The organism is Nocardioides nanhaiensis, assembly GCF_039542785.1.
Taxonomy (GTDB): domain Bacteria; phylum Actinomycetota; class Actinomycetes; order Propionibacteriales; family Nocardioidaceae; genus Nocardioides; species Nocardioides nanhaiensis.
The window spans coordinates 1,481,931-1,506,419 of the sequence record NZ_BAABIM010000001.1 but is presented as its reverse complement, the minus strand read 5'-3'; the positions used below and the strand labels follow the sequence as shown (position 1 = coordinate 1,506,419).

General features: G+C 73.6%; 31 protein-coding genes and 1 tRNA gene. 10 read left to right on the top strand and 22 right to left on the bottom strand.

Going from position 1 to position 24,489, the window contains the following annotated elements; genetic code table 11:
- Positions 1–20 precede the first annotated feature (20 nt).
- Genes ABD948_RS07215 through ABD948_RS07195 form a run of 5 tightly spaced genes read right to left on the bottom strand, consistent with a single transcriptional unit; the run spans position 21 to position 2,766 of the window.
- On the bottom strand, positions 21–269 hold the full coding sequence (locus tag ABD948_RS07215; protein WP_345264108.1) for a DUF3618 domain-containing protein: 249 nt from the start codon (positions 267–269) through the stop codon (positions 21–23).
- A complete protein-coding gene (locus ABD948_RS07210; RefSeq protein WP_345264106.1) occupies positions 266–1,069 on the bottom strand; it encodes an energy-coupling factor ABC transporter ATP-binding protein in 804 nt (267 codons plus the stop codon). Before ABD948_RS07210 ends, ABD948_RS07215 begins: the two co-directional genes overlap by 4 nt.
- Positions 1,066–1,734: a cobalt ECF transporter T component CbiQ gene (cbiQ, locus tag ABD948_RS07205; RefSeq protein ID WP_345264104.1), complete on the bottom strand. Its 669-nt coding sequence runs from the start codon at positions 1,732–1,734 to the stop codon at positions 1,066–1,068. The genes ABD948_RS07210 and cbiQ overlap by 4 nt, the downstream gene beginning before the upstream one ends.
- A gap of 1 nt (position 1,735) precedes the next feature.
- Positions 1,736–2,071, bottom strand: a complete 336-nt coding sequence (locus tag ABD948_RS07200; protein ID WP_345264102.1) for a PDGLE domain-containing protein — start codon at positions 2,069–2,071, stop codon at positions 1,736–1,738.
- A complete protein-coding gene (locus ABD948_RS07195) occupies positions 2,068–2,766 on the bottom strand; it encodes an energy-coupling factor ABC transporter permease (protein WP_345264100.1) in 699 nt (232 codons plus the stop codon). Before ABD948_RS07195 ends, ABD948_RS07200 begins: the two co-directional genes overlap by 4 nt.
- A gap of 124 nt (positions 2,767–2,890) precedes the next feature.
- On the opposite strand from ABD948_RS07195, the gene bcp reads away from it, so the two are divergent.
- The 4 genes from bcp (at position 2,891) to ABD948_RS07175 (ending at position 5,469) form a co-directional block, all read left to right on the top strand.
- Entirely contained in the window at positions 2,891–3,370 is a 480-nt protein-coding gene (gene bcp, locus ABD948_RS07190) for a thioredoxin-dependent thiol peroxidase (RefSeq protein WP_345264098.1), read from the top strand.
- 46 nt (positions 3,371–3,416) lie between these two features.
- Positions 3,417–3,498: transfer RNA gene (locus ABD948_RS07185), tRNA-Leu, on the top strand.
- Between the two features lie 89 nt (positions 3,499–3,587).
- Positions 3,588–4,538, top strand: coding sequence for a hypothetical protein (locus ABD948_RS07180; RefSeq protein ID WP_345264096.1), 951 nt, complete (start codon positions 3,588–3,590; stop codon positions 4,536–4,538).
- 43 nt (positions 4,539–4,581) lie between these two features.
- Entirely contained in the window at positions 4,582–5,469 is an 888-nt protein-coding gene (locus ABD948_RS07175; RefSeq protein ID WP_345264094.1) for a bile acid:sodium symporter family protein, read from the top strand.
- Here ABD948_RS07175 and rdgB read toward each other — a convergent pair.
- From rdgB to ABD948_RS07150, 5 genes are all read right to left on the bottom strand, one after another.
- The gene (gene rdgB / locus ABD948_RS07170) at positions 5,433–6,065 is read right to left on the bottom strand and encodes an RdgB/HAM1 family non-canonical purine NTP pyrophosphatase (RefSeq protein ID WP_345264092.1); all 633 of its coding nucleotides are present in this window, start codon (positions 6,063–6,065) and stop codon (positions 5,433–5,435) included. The two genes, ABD948_RS07175 and rdgB, sit on opposite strands and share 37 nt — an antisense overlap.
- Positions 6,058–6,789 carry a ribonuclease PH gene (rph, locus tag ABD948_RS07165; RefSeq protein ID WP_345264090.1) on the bottom strand — a complete coding sequence of 244 codons (732 nt, stop codon included), beginning with the start codon at positions 6,787–6,789 and terminating at the stop codon, positions 6,058–6,060. The genes rdgB and rph overlap by 8 nt, the downstream gene beginning before the upstream one ends.
- Before the next feature lie 9 nt (positions 6,790–6,798).
- Positions 6,799–7,566, bottom strand: a complete 768-nt coding sequence (locus ABD948_RS07160; protein WP_345264088.1) for an SGNH/GDSL hydrolase family protein — start codon at positions 7,564–7,566, stop codon at positions 6,799–6,801.
- A gap of 94 nt (positions 7,567–7,660) precedes the next feature.
- A complete protein-coding gene (locus tag ABD948_RS07155) occupies positions 7,661–8,491 on the bottom strand; it encodes an ABC transporter permease (protein ID WP_345264086.1) in 831 nt (276 codons plus the stop codon).
- Entirely contained in the window at positions 8,488–9,411 is a 924-nt protein-coding gene (locus tag ABD948_RS07150) for an ABC transporter ATP-binding protein (protein ID WP_345264084.1), read from the bottom strand. The genes ABD948_RS07155 and ABD948_RS07150 overlap by 4 nt, the downstream gene beginning before the upstream one ends.
- Positions 9,412–9,540: 129 nt before the next feature.
- Here ABD948_RS07150 and ABD948_RS07145 point away from each other — a divergent pair, with 129 nt between their 5' ends.
- Both ABD948_RS07145 and ABD948_RS07140 read left to right on the top strand, forming a co-directional pair.
- Positions 9,541–10,701: a sensor histidine kinase gene (locus ABD948_RS07145; protein ID WP_345264082.1), complete on the top strand. Its 1,161-nt coding sequence runs from the start codon at positions 9,541–9,543 to the stop codon at positions 10,699–10,701.
- Positions 10,698–11,399 (top strand): response regulator, encoded by a 702-nt coding sequence (locus ABD948_RS07140; RefSeq protein ID WP_345264081.1) that lies wholly within the window; start codon positions 10,698–10,700, stop codon positions 11,397–11,399. The genes ABD948_RS07145 and ABD948_RS07140 overlap by 4 nt, the downstream gene beginning before the upstream one ends.
- 163 nt (positions 11,400–11,562) lie before the next feature.
- On the opposite strand, the gene ABD948_RS07135 is transcribed toward ABD948_RS07140, so the two are convergent.
- Together ABD948_RS07135 and murI are read right to left on the bottom strand one after the other, a co-directional pair.
- Complete coding sequence (locus ABD948_RS07135; RefSeq protein ID WP_345264079.1) at positions 11,563–12,336, bottom strand: MBL fold metallo-hydrolase; 774 nt, start codon at positions 12,334–12,336, stop codon at positions 11,563–11,565.
- Positions 12,333–13,169 (bottom strand): glutamate racemase, encoded by an 837-nt coding sequence (gene murI / locus ABD948_RS07130; RefSeq protein WP_345264077.1) that lies wholly within the window; start codon positions 13,167–13,169, stop codon positions 12,333–12,335. Before murI ends, ABD948_RS07135 begins: the two co-directional genes overlap by 4 nt.
- Positions 13,170–13,221: 52 nt before the next feature.
- Here murI and ABD948_RS07125 point away from each other — a divergent pair, with 52 nt between their 5' ends.
- On the top strand, positions 13,222–14,304 hold the full coding sequence (locus ABD948_RS07125) for an alkaline phosphatase family protein (RefSeq protein WP_345264075.1): 1,083 nt from the start codon (positions 13,222–13,224) through the stop codon (positions 14,302–14,304).
- Positions 14,305–14,313: 9 nt separating this feature from the next.
- Here ABD948_RS07125 and ABD948_RS07120 read toward each other — a convergent pair whose 3' ends face one another.
- The 7 genes from ABD948_RS07120 to clpS form a co-directional block, all read right to left on the bottom strand.
- Positions 14,314–15,483, bottom strand: a complete 1,170-nt coding sequence (locus tag ABD948_RS07120; RefSeq protein WP_345264073.1) for a DUF3152 domain-containing protein — start codon at positions 15,481–15,483, stop codon at positions 14,314–14,316.
- A 46-nt stretch (positions 15,484–15,529) separates the two neighbouring features.
- Positions 15,530–16,477 carry a PLP-dependent cysteine synthase family protein gene (locus ABD948_RS07115; RefSeq protein WP_345264071.1) on the bottom strand — a complete coding sequence of 316 codons (948 nt, stop codon included), beginning with the start codon at positions 16,475–16,477 and terminating at the stop codon, positions 15,530–15,532.
- Positions 16,478–16,554: 77 nt separating this feature from the next.
- The gene (locus ABD948_RS07110) at positions 16,555–17,136 is read right to left on the bottom strand and encodes an NYN domain-containing protein (protein WP_345264069.1); all 582 of its coding nucleotides are present in this window, start codon (positions 17,134–17,136) and stop codon (positions 16,555–16,557) included.
- Positions 17,137–17,145: 9 nt separating this feature from the next.
- Positions 17,146–17,418 carry a MoaD family protein gene (locus tag ABD948_RS07105; protein WP_345264067.1) on the bottom strand — a complete coding sequence of 91 codons (273 nt, stop codon included), beginning with the start codon at positions 17,416–17,418 and terminating at the stop codon, positions 17,146–17,148.
- 12 nt (positions 17,419–17,430) lie between these two features.
- Entirely contained in the window at positions 17,431–17,865 is a 435-nt protein-coding gene (locus ABD948_RS07100; protein WP_345264065.1) for a M67 family metallopeptidase, read from the bottom strand.
- Positions 17,866–17,921: 56 nt separating this feature from the next.
- Positions 17,922–18,506: a DUF2017 domain-containing protein gene (locus ABD948_RS07095; protein WP_345264064.1), complete on the bottom strand. Its 585-nt coding sequence runs from the start codon at positions 18,504–18,506 to the stop codon at positions 17,922–17,924.
- An 8-nt stretch (positions 18,507–18,514) separates the two neighbouring features.
- Positions 18,515–18,823 (bottom strand): ATP-dependent Clp protease adapter ClpS, encoded by a 309-nt coding sequence (gene clpS / locus ABD948_RS07090; protein WP_425576536.1) that lies wholly within the window; start codon positions 18,821–18,823, stop codon positions 18,515–18,517.
- A 61-nt stretch (positions 18,824–18,884) separates the two neighbouring features.
- Between clpS and ABD948_RS07085 the strand changes: the two genes are divergently transcribed.
- Positions 18,885–19,667 (top strand): enoyl-CoA hydratase-related protein, encoded by a 783-nt coding sequence (locus ABD948_RS07085; RefSeq protein ID WP_345264062.1) that lies wholly within the window; start codon positions 18,885–18,887, stop codon positions 19,665–19,667.
- 7 nt (positions 19,668–19,674) lie between these two features.
- On the opposite strand, the gene ABD948_RS07080 is transcribed toward ABD948_RS07085, so the two are convergent.
- Positions 19,675–20,229 (bottom strand): DUF1697 domain-containing protein, encoded by a 555-nt coding sequence (locus ABD948_RS07080; protein ID WP_345264060.1) that lies wholly within the window; start codon positions 20,227–20,229, stop codon positions 19,675–19,677.
- 66 nt (positions 20,230–20,295) lie between these two features.
- Between ABD948_RS07080 and ABD948_RS07075 the strand changes: the two genes are divergently transcribed.
- On the top strand, positions 20,296–20,922 hold the full coding sequence (locus ABD948_RS07075; RefSeq protein WP_345264058.1) for a TetR/AcrR family transcriptional regulator: 627 nt from the start codon (positions 20,296–20,298) through the stop codon (positions 20,920–20,922).
- Positions 20,923–21,073: 151 nt separating this feature from the next.
- Positions 21,074–22,822: a SpoIIE family protein phosphatase gene (locus ABD948_RS07070; RefSeq protein ID WP_345264056.1), complete on the top strand. Its 1,749-nt coding sequence runs from the start codon at positions 21,074–21,076 to the stop codon at positions 22,820–22,822.
- Between the two features lie 12 nt (positions 22,823–22,834).
- Here ABD948_RS07070 and ABD948_RS07065 read toward each other — a convergent pair whose 3' ends face one another.
- Positions 22,835–23,689, bottom strand: coding sequence for an SDR family oxidoreductase (locus ABD948_RS07065; RefSeq protein ID WP_345264054.1), 855 nt, complete (start codon positions 23,687–23,689; stop codon positions 22,835–22,837).
- 59 nt (positions 23,690–23,748) lie between these two features.
- Positions 23,749–24,435 (bottom strand): hypothetical protein, encoded by a 687-nt coding sequence (locus tag ABD948_RS07060; RefSeq protein ID WP_345264052.1) that lies wholly within the window; start codon positions 24,433–24,435, stop codon positions 23,749–23,751.
- Positions 24,436–24,489 lie beyond the last annotated feature (54 nt).

The window sequence follows — 24,489 nt, the reverse complement described above, 5'->3', positions numbered from 1 at the left end:
GGCCTGCGACACGGAGCCGCTCAGGAGGCGACCTTGCGCACGACCACCAGCAGGGCCACGAAGCCGGCGACGCCGCCGACGACCTTGAGGATGTTGTCGGTGCGCGGCTGCCCGGTCTCGGCGTCGACGAAGTAGCCCTTGAGAGCAGCGGTCTCGCGGCTCACGATGGTCTTCGGGGAGGCACGGTGGAGCAGCTGGTCGATCGTCGCCGCCAGTCGCTCGCGGGTCTCCTCGATCTCGCGCTCGATGGCAGCGGGGTTCTGGCTCACGGGCCCACGCTACCAACCGGGCCGGGCCCCACCGTCCGCGGATCGAAACCCCAGGGCAGCTCCAGCCGATGGGCCCGCATCAGGTCGGCGTCGGTGAGCACCTCGAGCGTCGGCGCGTCGGCCACCACGTGCCCGTCGCTGAGCACCACCGAGCGCGGGCACAGCTCGAGCGCGTAGGGCAGGTCGTGGGTCACCATCAGCACGGTCACCTCCAGCGAGCGCAGGATGTCGGCGAGCTCGCGCCGCGAGGCGGGGTCGAGGTTCGAGGAGGGCTCGTCGAGCACCAGCACCTCGGGGCGCATCGCCAGCACGGTCGCGACGGCGACGCGGCGCCGCTGGCCGAAGGAGAGGTGGTGCGGCGGCCGGTCGGCGAGGTCGGCCATCCCCACCAGCGCCAACGCCTCCTGCACGCGGTCCTCGAGCTCCGCGCCGCGCAGGCCGGCGTTGCGCGGCCCGAAGGCGACGTCGGCGCGGACCGAGCCCATGAACAGCTGGTCGTCGGGGTCCTGGAAGACGATGCCCACCTGACGCCGCACCTGGGCCAGGTGCGCCTTCTCGACCGGCAGGCCGCTGACCCGGACGCTGCCGGCGCCGTGCCCCGAGCCGGCGCCCAGGATGCCGTTGAGGTGCAGCACCAGCGTGGTCTTGCCGGCGCCGTTGGGCCCCAGCAGCGCGACCCGCTCGCCACGCCGCACCTGCAGGTCGACGCCGAACAGCGCCTGGTGGCCGTCGGGGTAGGCGTAGGCCAGGCCGCGGACGTCGAGGACGGGCGCGCTGGGCTCGCTGACAGGCTCGGTCACGACCGGGGTGCCCCCTCGTAGCCGCGCGAGAGCATCGCCAGGTGCACGCGCTCGCCGCGCTCGTAGGAGCGGATGAACAGCGCCCCCAGGGTGCGGGCCAGGGCGGGCCAGTGGCGCGGTGAGCGCGGGTCGACGCCACGTGAGCGCATGGCCACGACCATCCGGCCGAGGTCGGCGGTCACGACGTCGAGGTAGCGGATCATGAACGCCATGATCTGCACGATCAGCTCGGGCATCCGCAGTCGGCGCAGCCCGTCGAGCACGTCGGCGGGCTCGGTGGTGGCGGCCAGGGTGAGCGAGGACATGACGCCGATGGTGCCCTTGGCCAGCAGCGCCCACGCCGCCATCAGCCCGGGCTCGGAGAGGCTCAGGCCCAGCACCTCGGTGCGCGGGCCGGTGGCCACGAACGGCATCAGCACCGCGAACACCACGAAGGGCACCTCGACGACCATCCGTCGGGCGATGTAGCCCAGCGGCACGCGTGCCGCCAGGATCACCCCGACGACGAGCGCCGCGTACCCGGCGTGCGCCCAGAACCACTCGCGCGGGGTGGCGACCACCAGCAGGACGAAGGCCAGCAGCACCACCAGCTTGCGGTGGGCCGGGGCGCGGTGCACCCGGCTGTGGCCGTGGTAGTGCAGGCGGTGACCGTGGCCGGCCCCCACCTCAGTCGTCCGCGCCGACGCGCTCGCGGCTCGGGCTCCCGCGCCGCCGCACCGCCATCGCGAGGCCGCCCATCAGCGCGAGGGTGACCAGCACCCCGACGACGCCGGCGATGCCGCCACCGAGCCGCGGGTCCTCGACCCCCTCGGTGGAGTAGTCGGCGAAGGGGCTGCCTGCGGTCGGCGAGTCCTCGGCGGAGTCCAGGAAGCCGGTCTGCTCGGCCACGTACTCCAGGCCGTCGGGGTGGGAGCTGGCGTAGTAGCTGCCGAACCCGGCGACCAGCAGGGCCACGAGCAACCCCACGACCCAGAAGCGGCGGGTCGAGGTGCGCGCACTCATGCCTGCACCCCCGTGCCGCGGATCTCGAGCCGACGCTGCTGCACCAGGTCGTGGGCACCGTGCACCAGGTCGGGGCGCGAGGCCACGACGGCGCCGACCACGAGCCCGGTGACCACCGCCTCGCCGATGCCGATGACCACGTGCCAGCCGACCATCGCGGTGAGCACGGCACCCAGGCTGACCGGCGCCTGACCGCCGACGGCGAAGAGCAGGGTGAAGGTGAGGGCGGCGGCCGGCACCGAGAGCAGCGCTCCGACGGCGGCTGCGGGTGCGACGCTGCTGAGGCGCTTGGGTAGCACCATCCGGACCGCGCGGAACACGCCGTAGCCGACGAAGGTGCCCACCACCGACATCAGCACCACGTTGGTGCCGAGTGCGGTGATGCCGCCGTCGGCCATGAAGAGTGCCTGCACGAGCAGCACGACGCTCACGCACAGCGCGCCGGTCCACGGCCCCACCAGCACCGCGGCCAGCGCTCCGCCCAGCAGGTGCCCGCTGGTGCCGGCGCCGACCGGGAAGTTCATCATCTGGGCCGCGAACACGAACGCCGCCACGAGGCCGACCAGCGGCGCCGTGCGGTCGTCGAGCTCGGTGCGCGCCTTGCGCAGCGCGACGGCCACCACGCCGACCGCGACGACGCCGGTGGCCACCGAGGTGGGGGCGTCGAGGAATCCGTCGGGTACGTGCACGGGCATCTCCTGCGGCTCGGGGCCGGCTGGCCGTCGATAGGGTCGAAGTGGCCCCGATCGGCCACTCTACGCTGTTGCGAACAACTTGCGACTGCCCGATCCGCGCACGACCGACCCGCCAGGAGCACCTGTGAGCCAGCCCGAGCGCCTCTCCCCCGGCGACACCGCCCCCGACTTCACCCTGCCCAGCGACACCGGCGAGGAGGTCACCCTCTCCGGGCTGCGCGGCCGCAAAGTGGTCGTCTACTTCTACCCGGCGGCGATGACGCCGGGCTGCACCAAGCAGGCCTGCGACTTCTCCGACTCCCTGGAGTCGCTGCGGTCGGCCGGCTACGAGGTGCTCGGCATCAGCCCCGACAAGCCCGAGAAGCTCGCGAAGTTCCGCGAGCGCGACGGCCTGACGCTCACCCTGCTCTCCGACCCCGACAAGGAGGTCATGCGCCGCTACGCCGCGTTCGGGGAGAAGAAGCTCTACGGCAAGGTCGTCGAGGGCGTCATCCGCTCCACGGTCGTCGTCGACGAGGAGGGCGCCGTCGAGCTGGCGCAGTACAACGTCAAGGCCACCGGGCACGTGGCCAAGCTGCGTCGCGACCTGGGCCTCGACGCCTGACCCCGGGGGGCGGGCCGGCCAGGCCCTACACTCGCGCCGCAGAACGGCCGGAATGGTGGAACTGGCAGACACGCAGGATTTAGGTTCCTGTGCCTCGCGGCGTGGGGGTTCGAGTCCCCCTTCCGGCACACGATGCCCGCGGATGCGGCGCCCAGGTGGGTACCGTGCCGGTGCGGCCCCCTCGGGTCGTCGTACCCACCGCACCCGGAGGACCCTCGTGAACCAGCCCCCACCGCCCCCGCCCGGATCCGGCCCCGACACGCCTCCGGGTCAGGGATGGGGCGCCGGCGACCAGCCGCCTCCCCCGCCGCCCGGCCAGCAGCCGTGGCCGCCGCAGGAGCCGACCCCCACCCAGCCGATGGCGACCGGTGGCCAGCCGGGCCAGCCCTACGGCCAGGGCGGCTACCCCCAGCAGCCGGGCCAGCCCCTCGGCCAGGGCGGCTTCCCCCCGCCGGGCCAGCAGCCCCCCAAGAAGAAGACCGGCCTGATCATCGGTGGCGTGGTCGGCGCGATCGCCGTCATCGCCATCATCGTGGGCGTCACGCTCGCGGTCACCGGTGACGACGACGAGGGCGACGAGCCGCGCGCCGACGAGTCCAGCCAGGAGGCGGACTCCTCCGACGAGCCGACCGACGAGCCCACCGACTCCGCCTCGGAGGACAGCGGCGCCGGGGGCGACGACGGCGCGGCCACCGAGGCGCCCGCGCCCGACGGCTCCACCCTCCAGGGCACCGGGTACTCCTACTCCCTCCCCGAGGGCTGGCAGGACATCAGCGCCGACGTCACCGGCGCGAACCCGGGCACCTTCATCGACACCGCGGCCAGCTGGGGCCCCTCCATCGAGGAGGGTCGCGGCAACGTGATCGTCGAGAACCCGCCGGCCGGCGGCGCCGACAGCGCCGAGGCCCTGGAGCAGCTGCGCACCAACTTCACCTCGCAGTTCCCCGACGCCGAGATCGACGACACCGACCCGCGCACCATCGGCGGCGAGGAGATGCTCGGACTCGAGCTCACCCGCACCAACGAGGCCGGGGTCGAGGTCGACCAGGAGGCGTACGTGGCGGTGATCGACGACGTCGCCTACATCATCACCGCCAGCAGCACCGCGGACGACGACGGCGCCGAGGACCAGTTCGAGCAGATCTACGACTCGTGGACCTTCGAGTGACCTGCACCACACGCTGACCGCCGATGCTCGGTAGGGTCCCGTCATGGACGGGGCCCTCACCGACGTCGGACTGCCGATCGCACTCGGCATCATCATGCTGGGGCTGGGGCTCGACCTCACCCTGGCCGACTTCCGGCGCGTGGGTGCCCACCCACGCGCCGTCGTCGTCGCGCTGGCCTGCCAGCTGGTGCTGCTGCCGGCCGTCTGCTTCGGCCTGGTGGTGCTGCTCGACCTGCCGCCGCTGCTCGGCATCGGCCTGATGCTGCTGGCAGCCTCACCGGGCGGAACGACGGCCAACCTGTTCAGCCACCTCTTCCGGGGCGACGTCGCCCTCAACATCACGCTCACCGCGATCAACTCGGTGATCGCGGTCGTGACGCTGCCACTGATCACCAGCCTGGCCATCGCCTTCTACGACCGCGGCGACGACGTCTCGATGCCGCTGGTCGAGGTGGTCAAGGTCTTCGCGCTGATCCTGCTGCCCGTCGGGCTCGGCATGGCGGTGCGGGCAGCGCGGCCGGCGTTCGCGGCCCGGATGGACCGGCCCGTGCGCATCGCCTCGGCGGTCATCCTGGCGGTGCTGGTGCTCGGCATCCTGCTGGCCGAGCGCGAGGATGTGGGCGGCTACCTGCGCGACGTCGGACCGGCCGCCGCCCTGTTCTGCGCGCTGAGCCTGCTGGTGGGCTACGCGGTGCCGCGCGCCGCGGGCGTGACCGAGCGGCAGGCGATCGCCTGCAGCATGGAGATCGGCGTGCACAACGCGACGCTCGCGATCTTCGTGGCCGAGAACGTGCTGGGCGAGAGTGAGATCGCGGTGCCGGCCGCGGTCTACTCCCTGGTGATGTTCGCGTTCGCGGCGCTGTGGGGCTCGTGGGTCTCGCGTCGCGTGGCGCCTCAGCCCTCGGAGCGCGCCAGCACCTCGGCCACGTAGGGCGCGATCTCGCGCAAGGCGTGGCCGCGGTGGGAGATCGCGTCCTTCTGCTCGCGGGTCAGCTCGGCCGTGGTGCGGCCCGGCGCGTCGTCGGCCTCGAACAGCACGTCGTAGCCGAAGCCTCCCCCGCCGCGCACCTCCCGGCCCACCCGACCGGCCATGTGCCCCTCGACGACGTGCTCCCCCGCGGTCGGGTGCACGAACGCCACGGCGCAGGTGAAATGCGCACCGCGACGCTCGTCGGGCACGTCGGCCAGCTGCTCGAGCAGCAGCCGGTTGTTGCGCTCGTCGCTCTTGGGCTGGCCCGACCACCGTGCCGAGAGCACACCCGGCATGCCGTTCAGCGCGTCGACGCACAGTCCGCTGTCGTCGGCGACGGTGGGCAGGCCGGTGGCGGCCAGGCCGGCACGGGCCTTGAGCAGCGCGTTGCCCGCGAAGTCCGGCGCGTCCTCGACCGGCTCGTCGTAGGCCTCGACGTCGGGCAGCCCCAGGACGACGACGTCGGGCAGGTGGGCGCGCAGCAGGCGCTCCATCTCGGCCCGCTTGCCGGGGTTGCCGGTGGCGACCAGCACCTGGAGGGCGACCCGCTCAGGCACCGGCGAGCGCCTCGCGCTGCATCCGGGTCAGCTGGGCGCAGCCGGTCTCGGCCAGGCCGAGCAGCGCGTCGAGCTCGGCGCGCGAGAACGCAGCGCCCTCGGCGGTGCCCTGCACCTCCACGAAGCTGCCGGCACCCGTCATCACGACGTTCATGTCGGTCTCGGCGCGCACGTCCTCGACGTAGGGCAGGTCCAGGCGCGGCACGCCGTCGATGATGCCGACGCTCACCGCGGCGACCGACCCGGTCAGCGCGCCGGTCTTGCCGAGGGTGGCGCACGCGTCGGCCAGCGCCACGTAGGCGCCGGTGATCGCGGCCGTGCGGGTGCCGCCGTCGGCCTGCAGCACGTCGCAGTCCAGCTGGATGGTGTTCTCGCCCAGCGCCTTGTAGTCGATGACGGCACGCAGCGAGCGCCCGATCAGGCGGCTGATCTCGTGGGTGCGCCCGCCGATGCGGCCCTTGACCGACTCGCGGTCCGAGCGGGTGTTGGTGCTGGCCGGCAGCATCGCGTACTCGGCGGTGACCCAACCCAGGCCCGAGCCCTTGCGCCAGCGCGGCACACCCTCGGAGGCCGAGGCCGCGCACAGCACGCGGGTGCCGCCGAACTCCACCAGCACCGAGCCCGCCGGGTGGTCGAGCCAGTTGCGGGTGAGCTTCACGGGGCGCAGCTCGTCGTCGGCACGGCCGTCGGCGCGGGGGGTGTGGTCGGCAGGAGTAGTGCTCATGCCCCGACCCTAGTGTCGCGTGGTGGAGGGGCGCGCCGACCACGCCTGTCGCACGGCCCACGGCCCGAGGTCGCGTGCCCGCCGGCCGACCCACGGCCCGCCCTCGGCCACCACCCAGCCCAGGTCGCGACGCCAGCTGGGCGGCAGTCCGCCGGCCGGCTCCAGACCGACGGGCGCGACCGGGTGGCCGGCGTCGCGCAGCCGGTCGGCGAACGCGGCGGCCAGCGCGCGGTGCCCGCGCTCGGAGGGGTGCAGGCGGTCCACCGACCACAGCTCGCGGCGGTCGTGACCCGGCATCGCAGCCAGGTCGACGCGCACGCCGCCGTGCCGGGCGTGCAGGTGGTCGTAGACCCCGTTGACGACGGCGAGCCGCGCCGCCATCGCGCGCGCCAGCGGCCCGGGCAGCCCCAGCAGCGCGGCGTGGTCGTGGTAGCGCACGGTCAGCAGGGTCGCGCCGACGGCGGTGAGGGCCGCCGCGCACGTCGTCAGGTCCTCCCGCAGCCGCGCGGGGTCCCACGAGGAGCGCATCGTGTCGTTGACACCCACCACCAGCGAGGCCAGCTGGGGCCGGTGCGCCACCGCCTGCTCCAGCTGGTCGGCACGCACCTCGTGCGCGGTCGCTCCCACCCGGGCGGTGGAGCAGAAGGAGAGGTCGTGGGTGGCCGCCAGGGCCTCGGCCAGCAGCCGCGCCCACCCCCGCCATCCGCCGGGGACGGGATCGCCGACCCCGACCGTCGCGCTGTCCCCCAGTGCCGCCACGCGCAGGTAGCCCGCCATGGCCACCACGGTGCCGTCACGCGCTACGGGACGCGCACCCGGAGGTGACGCGTCCCGCAACGGTGGATGACGGCTCGGGGGCCGAGGGGGCCGGCTACTTCAGCTCGGCCCGCATCACCCGGATCCAGCCGGCCACGAAGGGCAGCACGATCCAGATCAGCGCGGTCGTGCCCAGCTGGGCGTACTCCTCGCCGCTGAGGCCGGCACCGCCCGGGCCGAAGGAGGTGAACAGGGCCTGCTGGGCCGTGGCGAGATCGAGCCACGGCGCCGGGTCCCGCAGTGCCGGCACCAGGTTGAAGATCAGCTGCGAGGCCACCGGCGCCACGAAGAAGGTGACGATCGCGGCCGGGGTGTTGAGGAAGATCAGGCCGTAGGCCAGGCCCTGCAGGATCGTCAGCAGCTGCAGCCCCAGGAACAGCACGAAGACGCTGACGTCGAGCCCGGCGAAGCCGTCCGCGGCGCCGCCGAGGAGCGTCACGACCGCGGCGATCACGATGGCCGCCACGAAGGCGCCCAGGCCCCAGATGAGGGCGGCGATCACCTTGGCGCCGATCACCCGCGTACGCGAGGGCTCGAGGGCGAAGGTGACCATGGCCGTGCGCTGACCCCACTCGCTGGTGACCAGCAGGATGCCGAGCACCGGCAGAACGAAGCCCTGCGGTGTGGCGGCCACGCCGATGAAGTTGCCGAACAGGCGGTCGTCGGCGTCGGCGATCAGGAAGAAGACGACCATGATCGCCGCGGTGATGCCCACGATGATGCCGAGCAGCCAGCGCCCGGCGCGGGTGTCGGCCGTCTTGCGCAGCTCGACGCCGACCAGGCGTCCGAGCGGGATGCGACGCTCGGGGTCGCCCAGGTCCAGCGCGGTGCGGTGGCTCGGGGCCTCGGGGGCCGGGGTCTCCCCGGCGCTCGTTCCAGTGCTCATGCCTGCGCTCCTTCGGTGCGCTCGATGTTGCCCTCGCGCTGCGTGCTCGCCGTCAGCTCGAGGAAGAGGTCCTCCAGCCCGGCGGCGCCGGAGCGGAGCTCGGTCAGGACGACGCCGGCCTCGAGCGCGGCCCGGCCGACCTCCTCGGGGGCGCACGCCACGCGCAGCCCCTGGGCCTCTGGGCTGACGCTGAAGCCACGCTGGGTCAGGGCGGCGGCCAGGGCCTGGTCGTCGAGCGAGCTGGCGAGCACCGAGACGTTGCCGTCCATCGCCATCAGCGAGGCCTTGTCGCCCTGCGCCACGATCGTGCCGTTTCCGATCAGGATCATCTCGTCGGCGATCAGCTCCACCTCGTGCAGCAGGTGGCTGGAGAGCAGCACCGTGCCGCCGCGGTCGGCGTAGCCCTTGAGCAGCGAGCGCATCCAGCGGATGCCCGCCGGGTCGAGGCCGTTGGCGGGCTCGTCGAGGATGAGCACCGAGGGGTCACCCAGCAGCGCGTGCGCGATGCCCAGGCGCTGCTTCATGCCCAGCGAGTAGTTGCGCAGTCGTCGGCCGGACTCGGTGTCGCTGAGCGAGACCATCGCCAGCATCTCGTCGACGCGGGCGAGGGGCAGGCCCATCGTCTTGGCACCGACCGTGAGGATCTCGCGGCCGGTGCGGCCCGCGTGCTGGGCGGAGGCGTCGAGGAGCACCCCGACCTGCCGGCCGGGGTTGGGGATGTCGTGGTAGCCGCGGCCGTTGATGGTGACCGTGCCCGCGGTCGGCGGCGTCAGGCCGACCATCACGCGCATGGTGGTGGTCTTGCCGGCGCCGTTGGGGCCCAGGAAGCCCGTCACGCGCCCCGGCTGGGCGGTGAAGCTGACGTCGTCGACGGCGCGGAAGCCCCCGTACGTCTTGGTGAGTCGTTCGACGGTGATCATGCCCCCACCCTGTCGCACGAGCGCTCGCGGCACATCGTGCTCGGGGATGTGCTCCCCCGACCTTGGTAGGGGGTGGCAGCGACCCCGGCCCGCTGTGCCCGACCCGACGCGCGGCCTAGGCTCCTCGGCGTGGAGCGTGCACCGGTCGAGGCCTACCAGCCGGCCCTCACCGCCTGGGGCCACACCTGGCGCGGGCTGCTGGCGCTCGCGCTGAGCGTGGTCATCTGGCTGACCGTGATGGACCAGCAGTCGACGCTGGTCCGCACCGTCGACGTCGTGCTGGCCGTGCCGTGCTGGGTGCTGGTCTGGTACCGACGCCGCTTCCCGCTCACGGTGGCGTGGGCGACCGCGGTGCTGACGACGTTCTCGTCGCTGGGAGCGGGTCCCGCGGTCCTCGCGCTGGTCTCGCTGGCCACCCACCGGCGCTGGTCCCAGCTGGTGCCGCTCTACGTGGCCAGCGTGGCGGGCGCGCAGCTGTTCGCCGTCGTCAACCCGCCCGCGCAGTCCGAGCCGTACTGGTTCACGTTGACCAGCAACGCCGTGGCCATCGCCGCGATGATCGCGTGGGGCATGTACGTGGGGTCGAGGCGCGAGCTGCTGCACACGCTGCGCCAGCGGGCCGAGCGCGCGGAGGCCGAGCAGGACCTCCGGGTGGGGCAGGCCCGCGCCAACGAGCGTGCCCGGATCGCGCGCGAGATGCACGACGTGCTCGCGCACCGCATCTCGCAGGTGGCCATGCAGGCCGGTGCCCTGGCCTACCGCGAGGACCTCGACGCCGAGGCCATGCGCGGCACCGCCTCGCTGATCCGCGACCAGTCCCACCAGGCCCTCACCGAGCTGCGGGCGGTGCTGGGCGTGCTGCGCGACGAGAGCGGTGATCTCCTCGACCGACCGCAGCCCACCTTCGACGACGTGCCGGCCCTCGTGCAGGAGGCCCAGGAGCACGGGCTCCACGTGTCCCTCGAGGACCGGCTCGAGCTCGGGTCGGGCGACGGCGCGGTACCGGTCGGTGTCGGCCGCACCGTCTACCGGATCCTGCAGGAGGGCATCACCAACGCCGCCAAGCACGCGCCGGCCAGCCTGCTGAAGCTGCGGGTCGAGGGCTCCCCAGAGGAGGGCCTGACCGTGACCATGCGCAACCCGCTCGGCTTCGGCTCCACCGCCACCCCCGGAGCCGGGCTCGGCCTGGTGGGTCTCTCCGAGCGGGCACAGCTGCGCGGCGGTCGGCTCGAGCACCGGCGGGAGGACGGCAGCTTCGTCGTCCGGGCGTGGATACCGTGGACGGCGTGACCACCCCGCCCGCCGTCGCACCGATCCGGGTGCTGCTGGTCGACGACGACCCGCTGGTGCGCTCGGCGCTGGGCCTGATGCTCGGCGGCCAGGCCGACCTGGAGGTCGTCGGCGAGGCGGCCGACGGCCGTGCCGGCATCGACCGCGCACGCGAGCTGGCGCCCGACGTGGTGCTGATGGACATCCGGATGCCGGTGATGGGCGGGCTGGAGGCCACCCGCTCCCTGCACGCCGCTCCTGAGCCGCCGCGCGTCATCGTGCTCACCACCTTCGACGCCGACGAGCACGTGGTCGGCGCGCTGGCGGCCGGAGCCGACGGCTTCCTGCTCAAGGACACCGAGCCCGCCCAGATCGTGGCCGCCATCCGCCGGGTCGCCGAGGGTGAGCCGATGCTCTCCCCCTCGGTGACGCGGACGCTGATCGAGCGGGTGCGCCAGGACGCCGACGACGACCGCGCGGCGCAGGCGCAGCGTCGTCTCGCGCGGCTGACCGGGCGCGAGCTGGAGGTGGCGCGCGCCGTGGGTGCCGGCCTCAGCAACGCCGAGATCGCGGCGCGCCTGCACCTCTCCGTGCCGACGGTGAAGGCGCACGTCTCGCGCCTGTTCGAGAAGCTCGAGACCACCAACCGCGTGCAGATCGCCATCTGCGTGCACGACGCCGGCTGGAACGACCAGGAACCTCAGGCGCCGGGCAGGTAGCTGAGCCCGTTCGCTCATCAGTGCGGCTGAGAGAACGGTCGTGCTGGGGGATGCCCGATCGTGCCGCGCAGGGACACCTTCGACGAGATGGTTCCGGCGCCCCACCTGCGCACCCTGACACTGGAGCCGGCGTGACCGGCTGCCTCAACGAACCGACGGTGCGTCAGCCACCCAGCTCGTAGACGGCCCCGGCACGCGCCAGGTCGAGCGGTCCGTCGTAGACCTCGCGGGCCTCGGCGAGGGCATCGGCGGAGTCGAACCACGGCGGGATGTGGGTGAGCACGAGACGGCGCGCGCCCTGGCGCGCCGCGGTCTCGCCGCAGTCACGGCCGGTGAGGTGGATGCCGGGAGGGTTCTCGTCCTGGGCGCGGAACGAGGCCTCGGCCAGGAGCAGGTCGACGTCGCGGGCCACCTGCTCGAAGCCCTCGCAGGGGGCGGTGTCGCCGCTGTAGGCCAGCGTCGCGCCGTCGGCACTGACCCGCAGCCCGAAGGCGTCCACGGGGTGCTCGACCGGGATCGGCTGCACCTCGAAGGGGCCGACCGTGAACGGCTCCTCCAGCACCCGGAAGTCGAACTCCTCGTGCATGCCCGGGTCGAGCGGCAGGTCGTAGGCGCGCGCCATCCGGTCGGCGGTGTCGGAGGGGCCCCACACGGGGATCCGCGGCGGCGGACCCTGCGGGTGGTACTTGCGCATCACGTAGTAGCCGCACAGGTCGAGGCAGTGGTCGGCGTGCAGGTGGCTGACGAGCACGGCGTCGATGCTCAGCGGGTCGACGACGCGGTGCAGCGCGCCGAGCGCCCCGTTGCCGAGCTCGAGGAGCACCCGCCAGGTGCGGGCGCCGCCGCCGTCGTCGTGCTCGGCCTCCAGCAGGTAGCAGCTGGCCGGGGAGTCCGGACCGGGGTAGGACCCCGAGCAACCGACGACGGTGAGCCTCATGCCAGACCTCCCACGAACTGACGGACGCCGACCATCTCGGGCCCGAGGAAGCGCCGACCGATCGCCTCGAACTGCTCCGGGGCACCGGTGGTGACGAAGGTGTGGGTGGGCTCGCCGCCGGGGCGCATCAGCCCGGAGTCGGCCAGCACGCGGTAGACGTCCTGGGCGCACTCCTCGGCACTGCTCACCAGGGTGACGCCCTCCCCCATCACGTAGGAGATGACGCCGGTCAGCAGCGGGTAGTGCGTGCACCCGAGCACGAGCGTGTCGACGCCGGCGGCGGCCAGCGGGTCGAGGTACTCGTGGGCGGCCGCGATCAGCTCCTCGCCGCCGGTGACCCCGGCCTCCACGAAGTCGACGAAGCGGGGGCACACGCTGGTGTGCACCTGCAGGTGCGGCGCCGCGGCGAAGGCGTCGTCGTAGGCCTGCGAGGACGCGGTGGCGTGGGTGCAGATGACGCCGACGCGGCCGTTGCGGGTGCTGGCAGCGGCGCGGCGGGTGGCGGGCAGGATCACCTCGACCACCGGCACGTCGTAGCGCTGGCGCGCGTCGCGCAGCACCGCGGCGCTCGCGGAGTTGCACGCGATCACCAGCGCCTTCACCCCCTGGTGCACCAGGTGGTCGAGGCACTCCAGCGCGTACTCGCGCACCTCGGCGATCGGCTTGGGGCCGTAGGGCTGGCGCGCGGTGTCGCCCACGTAGAGCACCGACTCGTGCGGCAGCTGGTCGATCACGGCGCGCGCCACGGTGAGTCCGCCGAAGCCGGAGTCGAAGATGCCGATCGGCGCGTCCAGCCGGGCCCCGGCGGGGTCGGTCGGTGACGGCGGTGGCACGCGGCCCAGCGTAGACGAGCCGCACGACCGGCGGCGGGCGTACCCTCGCCGAGTGCGCATCCCCACCTCGCTCGCTGCGCTGGCGCTCGTCCTCACCGCCGCGCTCGTCGCACCCCAGGTCGGGGCGGACTCACCGACCACCGACGCCCCCGCCGTCGCGCAGGGGCGTCAGGCGGCTGCACCGGCCGCACCCGCCGTCGACCTCGCCTCACGCACGCCGAGCGCCGACGCCGCCACCACGCAGGTGCTGGCCATCTCGATCGACGGACTCACCCCCCGCGCCATCCGCCGTCTGGGGGCCACCGGCGCCCCCGCGCTGACCCGCCTGCTCGCCGAGGGCGCCTCCACGGTGCGCGCCCGCACCCAGTGGGAGTCCACCTCCACGCTCCCCAACCACACCAGCATGGTCACGGGGCGGCGCGTGTGGGACTGGAAGGGGGGCCACGGGGTCCTGTGGAACGAGCACCGGCCGGGCACCCGGGTGCAGCAGTTCGCCGACGACCTGCCCATCCCCTCGGTCTTCACGGGTGCCAGCGCCGCCGGCAGCACGGCGCTGTTCACCACGAAGGAGAAGTTCTCGCTGTTCAAGCGCTCGTGGCGCGCCGACCTGGACCGCTACGTGCACCGTGAGACCGACGACGTCGCCCTCACCACCCAGGTCGTGGCCGACCTGGCGCGGACCCCGCGCGCATTCCGGTTCGTGCACCTGAGCCGGCCCGACTCCCGCGGTCACACCTACGGCTTCATGAGCCCCGAGTACCTCGACGGCGTGCGCGAGTCGGACGCCCAGGTGGGTCGGATGCTGACGGCGATCGAGGCCACCCCGGCCCTGGCCGACACCGTCGTCGTCCTCACCGCCGACCACGGCGGCGGTCGCGGCCAGACCCTGCACGACCAGGTGGGCCGCCGGCCCAACTTCGAGATCCCGTTCGTGGTGTGGGGGCCCGGCGTCCGGGCCGGCGACCTCTACGCCATGAACCCCACCTACCGCTCCCCCGGCACCCGCCGTGTCGGCTACGCCGGCAGGCAGCCGATCCGCAACGGCGACCTCGCCAACCTCAGCCTCGACCTGCTCGGCCTGGGCCCGCTGCCCGGCAGCCGCTACGACGTGCGGCAGCGGCTCACCTGGGAGTGACGCGCTCGTTCAGTACTCCGAGCGCAGCGGCCAGGGATTGAAGCGGCAGCCGTCGAGGCCCTTGGACTGCTGCATCATCACCGGCGCGAGGCGTCCCCGACCGGAGCAGCCGGCGTGGCCGCGGCCGAGCCAGTGACCGACCTCGTGGTTGACCACCATGTGCCGGTACTCGCGCAACGAGCCGCCGGCGGCGCGCCACGGCGCGGTGGCCAGGCGCCAGCGGGTCTGGTTGATGATCACGAACCGGCCGACCCGGCACGAGTACTCCGCCGAGCAGCCGGAGGAGAAGGAGGGCACGGTGCTGGCCTCGGCGAGCACCAGGGTGAACCCGCCGCCGCGCGGCACGCGCCGGAACGCGACACCGCCGCCGCGCCAGCCGCGGGGGTCGGCGAAGGTCTCGGCGGCCTGGCGGGCGAACTCGCGCACGGAGACGCCGATGCGACCGCGGGTGACGATGCTGTAGGTGGCCACGCGGCGCACGCCGACGCGGTGGTCGACGGGGCCGGTGCGCGCCGAGCGGGCGGTGCCGCGGGTGTAGCCGGGGGCGGTGGCGGTCACGAGCACGCGCACCCGCTGGCCCACGTCGTCGACGCCGAGCCGGTACCGGGCGCCGGTCGCGCCGCGGATGGGCTTGCCGGCCCGCAGCCACTGGTAGCGCAGCCGCGTGGGCGTCGTCGACCAGCGGCCGGCGGTGACCCGCAGGGTGCGCTCGTAGCGCTGCTCGCCGATGACGACAGGCGGCCGCCGGTTGGTCATCGTGCCGCGCTGCACCCGTGCCGTGGGCGCTGACTCCGCAACGCCGGAGCCGGCGCCGGGGTCGCTCGGGTCGGTGGCCGTGACCCGCACCGTGAGGCGGGCGCCCTGGTCGGCCACCCCGGGGCGGTAGCTGCGCTCGACCGCGCCGCGGATGGGGTCGCCGTCGCGCAGCCAGCGATAGGCGTAGCCCAGCGGCCGTCCGGACGGCGACGGGCTCCACGCGCCCGGCGAGGCCACCAGCCGGCCGTCGACGGCGGGCGTGCCGCTCACCGTCGGAGGCGCCGTGTTGACCGGCGCCGCCGCCTGCGCCGCGGTGGTCACGGCGGCCAGGCCGCCGAGCAGCACCACGAGCGCGGCCAGCCGGGCCAGCCGTGCGCGCAGGGGGTGCCGGACGCGGGGGGAGCGGTGCGAGGGGCGGGTCACGCCCGCAGGGTAACCCGCACGCGCCGTGCGCGCGGCGTTGTCGGGCTCACGCCCAGAGCTGGCCCTCGAGCCGGTCCTCGGCCTCGTCGACGGTGCCCTCGTAGGCGCCGGTGGAGAGGTACTTCCAGCCGCCGTCGCACACCACGAACGCGATGTCGGCGCTCTCGCCGGCCTTGACGGCCTTGGCGGCCTGGCCCAGCGCGGCGTGCAGGATCGCGCCGGTGGAGATGCCGGCGAAGATGCCCTCCATCTCGAGCAGCTCGCGGGTGCGGCGCACGGCGTCGCGCGGCCCGACGGAGAACCGGGAGTCGATCAGGTCGGCGTCGTAGAGCTCGGGCACGAAGCCCTCGTCGAGGTTGCGCAGGCCGTAGACCAGCTCGCCGTAGCGCGGCTCGGCGGCGACGATGCGCACCTCCGGCTTGGCCCGGCGGAAGAAACGCGAGACGCCCATCAGCGTGCCGGTGGTGCCCAGGCCTGCCACGAAGTGGGTGATGGAGGGCAGGTCGGCGAGCACCTCGGGGCCGGTGCCCTCCTCGTGCGCGAGCGCGTTGGCGGCGTTGCCGTACTGGTAGAGCATCACCCAGTCGGGGTGCTCCGCGGCCACCTGCTTGGCCACCCGCACCGCCTCGTTGGAACCGCCGGCCGCCGGGGAGGAGATGATCTCCGCACCCCACATCCGCAGCAGCTGGCGCCGCTCCTCGGAGGTGTTCTCGGGCATCACGCACACGATGCGGTAGCCCTTGAGCTTGGCGGCCATCGCCAGCGAGATGCCGGTGTTGCCCGAGGTCGGCTCGAGGATGGTGCAGCCGGGACGCAGCGTGCCGTCCTTCTCCGCCTCCTCGATCATCTTCAGGGCGGGGCGGTCCTTGATCGAGCCGGTGGGGTTGCGGTCCTCGAGCTTGGCCCACAGCCGGACGTCGGGTCCCGGCGAGAGCCGCGGGAGCCCGACCAGCGGCGTGCCGCCGACCGAGGCCAGCAGGTTGTCGAAGCGCATGCCTCCCATGGTGGCACCTCCTGCCAGGTCGTCCTGCTTCCGTGGGCACCGGCGGACACCGGCCGAGCGCCGGGGGCTCAGCGCAGGAAGAACGTCGGGTCGAACTCGTCGAGCGGGATGATCCGGGTGCGCGGCAGCTCGGTGTTGAACGCCCGCACGTCGTGCTCGAGGTCGAGCACCTCGACGCCGTCCATCCGCAGCTGGGCGCTCATGAACTCGTCGAACCCGATGACGCCGAGCCGGCGCTCGCCCCCGAGCAGGGCGCCGAGGTCGGCGACGAAGTCGGCGTCGTGGCTGCAGAGGACGACGTCGGCCTCGGGGCGCTCGCGCAGCGCCTGCAGCGTGCGCTGGATGCCGACGTCGACGACCTTCTCGTCGGGTCGGCCCGAGAGCGGCACCGGCCGGTAGCTCATCGCCAGCAGCGCCTGCACGAACGAGGCGGGCAGCTGGCCGTTGCTGGCGTTGAGGAAGAACAGGCCGGTGACCGGGTGGCCCCACTGCTGCTCGACGAACGCGGTGACGCGCTCCCAGCGCGGCCGCTCCTCGGGGTGGGGGCGCCGGCCGAGCACGGAGTTGCCCAGCGTCGCGTCGATGTTCTCGCCGTCGACGAGGACGAAGGTCCGCCGCTCGGCCCGCTCGGCCACCGCCCCCTCGCTCATGCCGGTGGCTCAGCCGCCGGCGACGGCGGGAAGGACGACGACCTGGTCGCCGTCGGAGAGCGGTGCCTCGAGGCCGCCCATGAAGCGCACGTCTTCGTCGTTGATGTAGACGTTGACGAATCGGCGCAGGTCGCCGTTGTCGACCAGGCGCTCCTTGATGCCGCTGTGGTTCGCCTCCAGGTCCTCGATGAGGGCGCTCAGGGTGGCGCCCTCACCGGTGACGGCCTTCTCGCCGCCGGTGTAGGTGCGCAGGATGGTGGGGATCCGGACCTCGATGGCCATGGGTATTGCTCCTCAGCTCGCGGGAAGACTGGCGACGACGTTGACCTCTTCCTCGGTCACCTCGCCGTCGATGATTCTGTAGGACCTGAACTCCACGGGGCCCTCGTTATTCCCGTGCTCGCGCGTGCTCACGAGCACGTAGTGCGCGCCGGGCTCCATGGCCAGGCCGATGTCGGTGGTGCTCGGGTAGGCCTCGGTGGCGGTGTGGGAGTGGTAGATCACCACCGGCTCCTCGTCGCGGTCGTCCATCTCGCGGTAGAGCCGCAGCAGGTCGGTGGAGTCGAACTCGTAGAAGGTCGGCGAGCCGGCCGCGTTGACCATCTCGACCAGCCGCTCGGGCCGGTCGCTGCCCTCGGGGCCCGCCACCACGCCGCAGGCCTCGTCCGGGTGGTCGCGCTTGGCGTGCGCGACGATGCCGTCGTGGGTGGCCTGGTCGATCGTGAGCACGCCGCCACCCTAGTGGGCCGACGGTCGCCGGGGCTGCCGGGGCCGTGGCTCGCGCCTCAGCGCTGGAGGGCGAGGACGAGCGTCTCCTGCAGGTAGCCGACCCACTCGTAGATGTCGTGGGCCTGGGCGCGCGGGTCGTCGTCGGGCAGCTGCATCCAGTAGTCCTCGTCGCCGTCCTCGATGCCGAGCCGGGTGGCGAGGGCGAGCCGCAGGTCGGTGAAGGAGCGCATCCACGTGTGGGCGGCGTCCTCGTCGAGCTCGACGTCGATCATCAGGCCGTCCTCCTCGAGCAGCGGCGGGAGCCCGGCCTCCTCGAGGTCGTCGATGATCGTGCACGCCGCCCGCGACTTGCCGTCGCGCAGGCCGCCCTCGGTGAACCGGCGGAACTCCGAGGAGGCCTCCTCGTCCCCGTGGTAGGCCGAGGGGAAGAGCCGGGCCAGGACCGGGTCGTCGGGCGCCTGCGTGGGGCCGTCGAAGTCGAGCATCGCCTCGAGCGGATCGGTGCTCTCGACCGGGGCGGCCGCCTCGTTGCGCAGCAGCTCGACGAGCTGGGAGGCCAACGAGCGCAGCAGGTCGGCCTCGAACCCGGTGAAGGTGGCGATGACCTGCTTGCTGCGGCGGTGGCGGGTGAAGCCGCTCATCTGCTGCTCTACTCCTGCTTCTGCAAGGTGGCCCAGAGCCCGTACTCGTGCATCGCCTGCACGTCGCGCTCCATCTCCTCGCGCGAGCCGCTGCTGACGACCGAGCGCCCGTCCTCGTGGACCTCCATCATCAGCTTCTCCGCCTTCTTCTTCGAGTAGCCGAAGTGCTTCTGGAAGACGTAGGTCACGTACGACATCAGGTTCACCGGGTCGTTCCACACGATGGTGATCCACGGTGTGGCGGGGCGGCGCGAGCCCTCGGGCACCTGCTCCTGCTCGAGGTCCGGCTCGACCTCCACAGGACTCGGCGCTGACACGGCCCCATGGTGGCACACTCCACGCCATGACCAGCCCCGCCCCCGGCTCCCCGACCGGCCCATGACCAGCACCGTTCCCGGTCTCCTGGAGGAGGTCGCCGACGGCGTGCTGCGGTTGACCTTCGACCGCCCCGAGGTGCTCAACGCGCTCTCCGGCGAGATGGCGGCGCGCGTCGGTGCCGTGCTCGAGGAGGCCGTGACCCGCGACGACGTCCGGGTGGTGGTGATCAGCGGTCGCGGCGGTGCGTTCTCGACCGGCGCCGACATCGCCGGGGAGGGCGCCCACGCTCGTTTCGACGTGCGGGCCATGGACGTGGCGAACCGGATGATCCGTGGCGTGGTGCGGCTCGACAAGCCGGTCGTGGCCGCGGTCGGCGGGGTCGCGGCCGGGGTCGGCGCCTCGCTGGCGCTGGCCTGCGACCTGGTGGTGGTGGCGCGCTCCGCGCAGCTGCTGCTGCCCTTCACCCGCATCGGCCTGATGCCCGACGGCGGCTCGACGGCCACCGTGGCCGCCTCGATCGGCCGGGCGCGCGCCATGCGGATGGGTCTGCTGGCCGAGCCGCTGACGGCCCAGGAGGCCTACGACGCCGGACTGGCCACCCACCTGGCCGACGACGACGCCGTCGACGAGCTCGTGGCCACCCTCGCTCGGCGTCTCGCGGCCGGCCCGCCGGTCGCGCTGGCCGCCACCAAGCGTGCCGTCAACGCCGCCACGCTCCCCCACCTCGAGGAGGCGCTCGAGCGCGAGCGGGCGGGGCAGACGCTGCTGTTCGGCACCGCCGACCTCGCGGAGGGCATGGCCGCCTTCAACGAGCGGCGGCGACCGGACTTCCGCGGCGAGTAGCCGGGACTCAGCACCACTTCTCGACCAGGGCGGCCAGCACCCGCAGGTTGCGGTTGGTGGCCACGCCCAGCGTCCGCTCCACCTCGGCGTTGGTCAGCCGCGCGGCGTGGTACGGGTCGCCCACCAGCAGGTGGACGGCCCTGCTCGGCGGCAGCACGACCGCAGCACCGGCGCCCTCCCCCGCCGCGTCGGCCAGCTCCTGCACGGCTGCCACCGTCGCGGCGTCCGGCTCGGCCTTGAGCAGCGAGACGTAGTGGGTGCCGCCCTCCGGCAACCGGTCGGCCAGGCTCGCCGCGTCCTCGACGACGCGGCGCAGCTCGGCGTCGGTGAGGCAGATGGTGGGCACCTCGAACCCGGCCCGGTCCCGGTAGGCCCGCTCGAGCGACTCCTCGATGCGCGCACGCGAGCGCATCCGGGTCTCGAGCCGCACGTTGCCGGTGTTGATGTGGGTGGCCACCCCGGTGAACCCGGCGGCCTCGGTGGCCGCGGCGATGTCGTCCTTGGCGAACTTGCGGGTCCTGCCCAGGTTGATCGCGCGGAGGAAGGCCACCCAGGTGCTCATGGCGCGATCCTGCCAGCGCACGCCGGGTCGCGGGGCCTGTGCAGTGAGGCGCCTACAGTGAGGCGCATGGCGGAGGGTCAGGTGGACGGGCGCGCCTCCCGCTGGGAGCAGCACCGCGAGGCGCGCCGGGCGGAGCTGGTGGCGGCGACCGCCCGCGCCGTCGACCGCCACGGGCCCGACGTGCGCGTGGCCGAGATCGCGGCCGAGGCCGGCGTCAGCAAGCCCGTGCTCTACCGCTACTTCGCCGACAAGGACGAGCTGCACGCCGCCGTCGGCGCCTGGGCGGCCGACGAGATCCTCGACGCCGTCCTGCCCGCACTCATGGACGACGGTGCCACGCGCGAGCGCGTCGAGCGGGCGGTGCAGGCCTACCTGCGGGTCATCGCCGAGCACCACCAGGTCTTCCTGCTGCTCGTGCGTCGCCGGCCGGGCGGCAACCCGCTGGGCGACGGCAAGGACCGGATCGCGGCCACGGTGGCCCGGATCATCGCCAACGTGCTCAAGCAGGCGGGGCTGGACCCCTCGCCCGCCACCGTCTGGGCCCACAGCCTGGTCGGCATCGGCATGAACACAGGTGAGTGGTGGCTCGAGCAGCACGCCATGCCGATCGAGACGGTCGCGGCGCAGCTGGCCAGCTTCACCTGGCACGCCGTCAGCGGTGCCGCCGCCGAGGTCGGCCTCGACCTCCGCTGACCCGCACGTCCGGTCCGGGGAGTCACCCACCTCACACCGGCGGACCTTCTGCGCGGTTCGGCCCACGCTCCCCCCGCTCGCACCCGATACTGGTGACCGCGACCGCCCGCCCCGTCCGGGGGCCCGGCGTGGAGACCCGAAGGCGGTGCGCGTGCAGGAGACCGGCGCCTTCGACCACTACGCCCGCCTGGTGCGTCGCCTGCTCGACGTCCCCGTGGGGCTGGTCTCGCTGGTCGAGCCCGAGCGCCAGGTCTTCCACGGGGCCAGCGGTCTGCCGCCGGAGGTCGACGCGGCGCGGGAGACCCCGCTGACGCACTCGTTCTGCCAGTACGTGGTGGCCGACGCCGCCCCGCTCGTGGTCGAGGACGCGCGCCGCGACGACCGGCTGCGCTCGAACCTGGCCATCCGCGACCTCGGCGTCGTCGCCTACGCGGGCTGGCCGCTGCGCGACGCCTCCGGCGAGGTGGTGGGGTCGCTGTGCGCCATCGACACCGAGCCCCGGTCGTGGACCGAGGACGAGGTGGCCACCCTCGCCGACCTGGCGGCCGCCTGCACGGCCGAGCTGGTCGCCCACAGCAACCGCGACCGGACGATGGCCGCGCTCCGCTCCGCCGAGCAGCTGGGCGAGCGCAGCCGCGTGCTGCTCAACCTCAGCACCGGCCTCGGCAGCACCGAGACCCTGGCCGACGTCGTCACCGCCGTCGCCCGGGTGAGCACGCGCCACCTCGGCTGCGAGCGCGCCGGCATCTGGCTGCGGCCGGCGGACCGGGTGGTCGGTCACCTGGGGCGTCCCCCCGCCACCGCGGACGAGCGCTCCACCGAGACGCTGCACTTCCAGGAGGACGCCGACTCCTCGTGGCTCTCGGCCGCCACGTTCGCCGTGCTGCCGCTCGACGAGAGCAACCCGTTGGGCACCGCGCTCCTCACCGGCCGCGGCGTCTACTACGGCGACCGCGCCACCCAGAACGGCGAGCACCCGCACCTGGCCAACCCGCACCAGCTCGGTGAGGCGCGCGCGTTCGTGCCGCTGCGCGCTGGCGACGTGGACTACGGGGCGATGGCGCTGGTGTGGCCGGGCACCCGCAGCTTCTCCGACGAGGACCGCGTCACGATCGCGGCGATGGCCTCCTACACCGCGCAGGCGCTGCAGCGCGCCACGCTGCACCAGGAGCGGCTCGACGTCGCCCTGACGCTGCAGCAGGCCCTGCTGCCGCGACTCCCCACCCCCGCCACGCTCGACCTGGCCGGCCGCTACCTGCCCGCCGCCGCCCGGGCCCAGGTGGGCGGCGACTGGTACGACGCGGTGCTGATGCCCTCGGGTGCGACCCAGCTGATGATCGGTGACGCCTCGGGCCACGACATCTCCGCGGCCGCGCGGATGGGCGAGCTGCGCAGCATGTTGCGCATGGCGGCGCTCTCGGCCGAGGAGCACCCGGCCGAGGCGCTCGCCCTGCTCGACGACGCCCTGCTCTCCCTCGACGTCGACACCGTCGCCAGCGCCGTCCTCGGCCGGCTCGAGCCACCGGCGGCCCCCGGAGGCGCACACCGGCTGGTGTGGTCCAACGCGGGTCACCCGCCGCCCGTGGTGCTCGACCCCTCGGGGCGCGCGTGCCTGCTCGACCGGGGGGACCCCGACCTGCTGCTCGGCGTCGACCCCGCGCAGTCGCGCCAGGAGCAGGAGGTGCTGCTCGAGCCCGGCTCGGTGCTGCTGCTGGTCACCGACGGTCTGGTCGAGCGGCGCGACACCTGCCTCTCGGTCGGGCTCGCGCGGCTGCGCGAGGCCGCGCAGCAGGCCGCCGGCCGGCCGCTCGACGACCTCCTGGACCACCTGCTCACCGTGCTGGTGCCCGAGGTGCCCGAGGACGACATCGCCGTGCTCGCCGTCCGTGTGCGGCCCTGAAGGGCGCCCTGCCTAGCCCTGCGAGCGCACCCGCTCCTCGTAGGCGGCGCGGGCGGCGGGGTCGGCCGAGGCGAGCACGCTGTCGGCCTTGAAGGCCCGGGCGACGGCGTCCTGCCAGCTGTGGGGCAGCAGCAGCGTCGGCTTGCTGACGTACTGCCCGTAGCGCGGCACCCAGGTCTCGGCGCGCGGTCGCTGGAGCACCGACTCGATGACGGCCGCGACGTCGTCGGCGCTGACCGACTTGACGCCGCGCGCCTCCGGAACGCCGGCGGAGAGCTCGGTGCGCACCACGGCGGGGAGCACGACGCTGACGTCGATGCCGTGCGGCGCCAGCTCGGCGCGGGTGGCCTCGCTGAAGCCGACGGCTGCGAACTTGGAGGCGCTGTAGGTGGCACCGTCGGCCACCGCCACCCGACCCACGGCCGAGGCGACGTTGACGATGTGGCCACGGCCACGCTCGACCATGCCGGGGCCGACGGCCTTGGTGCCGTTGATGGGGCCGTGGACGTTGACGTCCATGATCGCCCGGCTCACCGACTCGGGCTCCTTGAGCACCGAGCCCAGCGGCATGATGCCGGCGTTGTTGACCAGCGCGTCGATCGGCCCGAGCTCGGCGACCGCGTCGAGGAAGCTGCTCCACGACTCCGGGGAGGTGACGTCGAGGCGGGCGGCACGCACCCGGCTGCCGAGCGGCGCGGCCACGGACTCGGCCAGCTCGAGGTCGAGGTCGCCCACGGCGACCGCGGCGCCGTGACCGGCCAGCCGCTCGACGGTGGCGCGGCCGATGCCGCGGGCACCACCGGTGACGACGACCGTCATCCCGGAGATGTCACGGGACGCAGAACGGTGCAGGGTGGGTCGGTTCATGACCGCCCACCCTGCACCGTGACAGCGATACTGTCAACGTCCCCGGCAGGGGGGTGAGATCAGCTGCCGGCGCCGGTGTTGACGGTGATCTTGGCGATGCCGACCAGCAGCTGGTCGGTGACGGCGTCGGTGCCGAAGGTGTCGTTGAGCAGCTGCGCGGCGACGTCGGAGACGTAGACCTCGGTGCCCTCGAGCGTGGCGGTGCCCGCGTCGGCGTCCGCCTCCAGCGGCATCAGCGTGGAGCCGTTGAGCCGGAAGATGTAGGCGCTGGAGACCACCGGGTCGCCGTTGAGCAGCACGTCGCCGTAGACGCGCGAGACGCCCGGGTCGACGTTGAGGTTGCCGATGGTGACCTCGGTGTCACCGGCGGTGAGGGTGAAGCCCGAGCCCTCGTGCTGCAGCTGGCCGATCACGTACGGCGAGACCTCGCCGGGCGTGAACACGGTGACGTTGCCACCGCTGATCGGGAAGCGCAGGGCGCCGTCGACCAGCTCGCCGCCACCGACGGCGGCGGGGGTCAGGCCCAGGCCGGTGATGGCGTCGACGAAGCCCTGGTCGAGGGTGACCTGCGTGGTCTGGCCCTTGACGTCCTCGACGACGGCCACCGGCTCGGGCGCGGAGGAGCTGCTGCTGCCGCCGGAGCCCGAGCCCTCGTCCTCGCTCGAGCAGGCGGCCAGGGGGGCAGCGATGAGCAGGGCGCCGACGACGCCGGCGATCGTACGGGTACGGGTGCGGTTGAGGGCCATGATGAGTTCTCCGAATCAGGTCGCGGGGAGCGAGTGTCACCCATGCTTCGGGGC

What these genes read in the sequence shown, in the direction of transcription:
- ABD948_RS07200 (WP_345264102.1), bottom strand. Translation starts at nt 2,071, where the DNA reads ATGAGTGCGCGCACCTCGACCCGCCGCTTCTGGGTCGTGGGGTTGCTC.
- ABD948_RS07195 (WP_345264100.1), bottom strand. Translation starts at nt 2,766, where the DNA reads ATGCCCGTGCACGTACCCGACGGATTCCTCGACGCCCCCACCTCGGTG.
- ABD948_RS07175 (WP_345264094.1), top strand. Translation starts at nt 4,582, where the DNA reads ATGGACGGGGCCCTCACCGACGTCGGACTGCCGATCGCACTCGGCATC.
- rph (WP_345264090.1), bottom strand. Translation starts at nt 6,789, where the DNA reads ATGAGCACTACTCCTGCCGACCACACCCCCCGCGCCGACGGCCGTGCC.
- ABD948_RS07160 (WP_345264088.1), bottom strand. Translation starts at nt 7,566, where the DNA reads ATGGCGGGCTACCTGCGCGTGGCGGCACTGGGGGACAGCGCGACGGTC.
- ABD948_RS07155 (WP_345264086.1), bottom strand. Translation starts at nt 8,491, where the DNA reads ATGAGCACTGGAACGAGCGCCGGGGAGACCCCGGCCCCCGAGGCCCCG.
- ABD948_RS07150 (WP_345264084.1), bottom strand. Translation starts at nt 9,411, where the DNA reads ATGATCACCGTCGAACGACTCACCAAGACGTACGGGGGCTTCCGCGCC.
- ABD948_RS07135 (WP_345264079.1), bottom strand. Translation starts at nt 12,336, where the DNA reads ATGAGGCTCACCGTCGTCGGTTGCTCGGGGTCCTACCCCGGTCCGGAC.
- ABD948_RS07115 (WP_345264071.1), bottom strand. Translation starts at nt 16,477, where the DNA reads ATGCGCTTCGACAACCTGCTGGCCTCGGTCGGCGGCACGCCGCTGGTC.
- ABD948_RS07110 (WP_345264069.1), bottom strand. Translation starts at nt 17,136, where the DNA reads ATGAGCGAGGGGGCGGTGGCCGAGCGGGCCGAGCGGCGGACCTTCGTC.
- ABD948_RS07105 (WP_345264067.1), bottom strand. Translation starts at nt 17,418, where the DNA reads ATGGCCATCGAGGTCCGGATCCCCACCATCCTGCGCACCTACACCGGC.
- ABD948_RS07095 (WP_345264064.1), bottom strand. Translation starts at nt 18,506, where the DNA reads ATGAGCGGCTTCACCCGCCACCGCCGCAGCAAGCAGGTCATCGCCACC.
- ABD948_RS07085 (WP_345264062.1), top strand. Translation starts at nt 18,885, where the DNA reads ATGACCAGCACCGTTCCCGGTCTCCTGGAGGAGGTCGCCGACGGCGTG.
- ABD948_RS07080 (WP_345264060.1), bottom strand. Translation starts at nt 20,229, where the DNA reads ATGAGCACCTGGGTGGCCTTCCTCCGCGCGATCAACCTGGGCAGGACC.
- ABD948_RS07075 (WP_345264058.1), top strand. Translation starts at nt 20,296, where the DNA reads ATGGCGGAGGGTCAGGTGGACGGGCGCGCCTCCCGCTGGGAGCAGCAC.
- ABD948_RS07065 (WP_345264054.1), bottom strand. Translation starts at nt 23,689, where the DNA reads ATGAACCGACCCACCCTGCACCGTTCTGCGTCCCGTGACATCTCCGGG.
- ABD948_RS07060 (WP_345264052.1), bottom strand. Translation starts at nt 24,435, where the DNA reads ATGGCCCTCAACCGCACCCGTACCCGTACGATCGCCGGCGTCGTCGGC.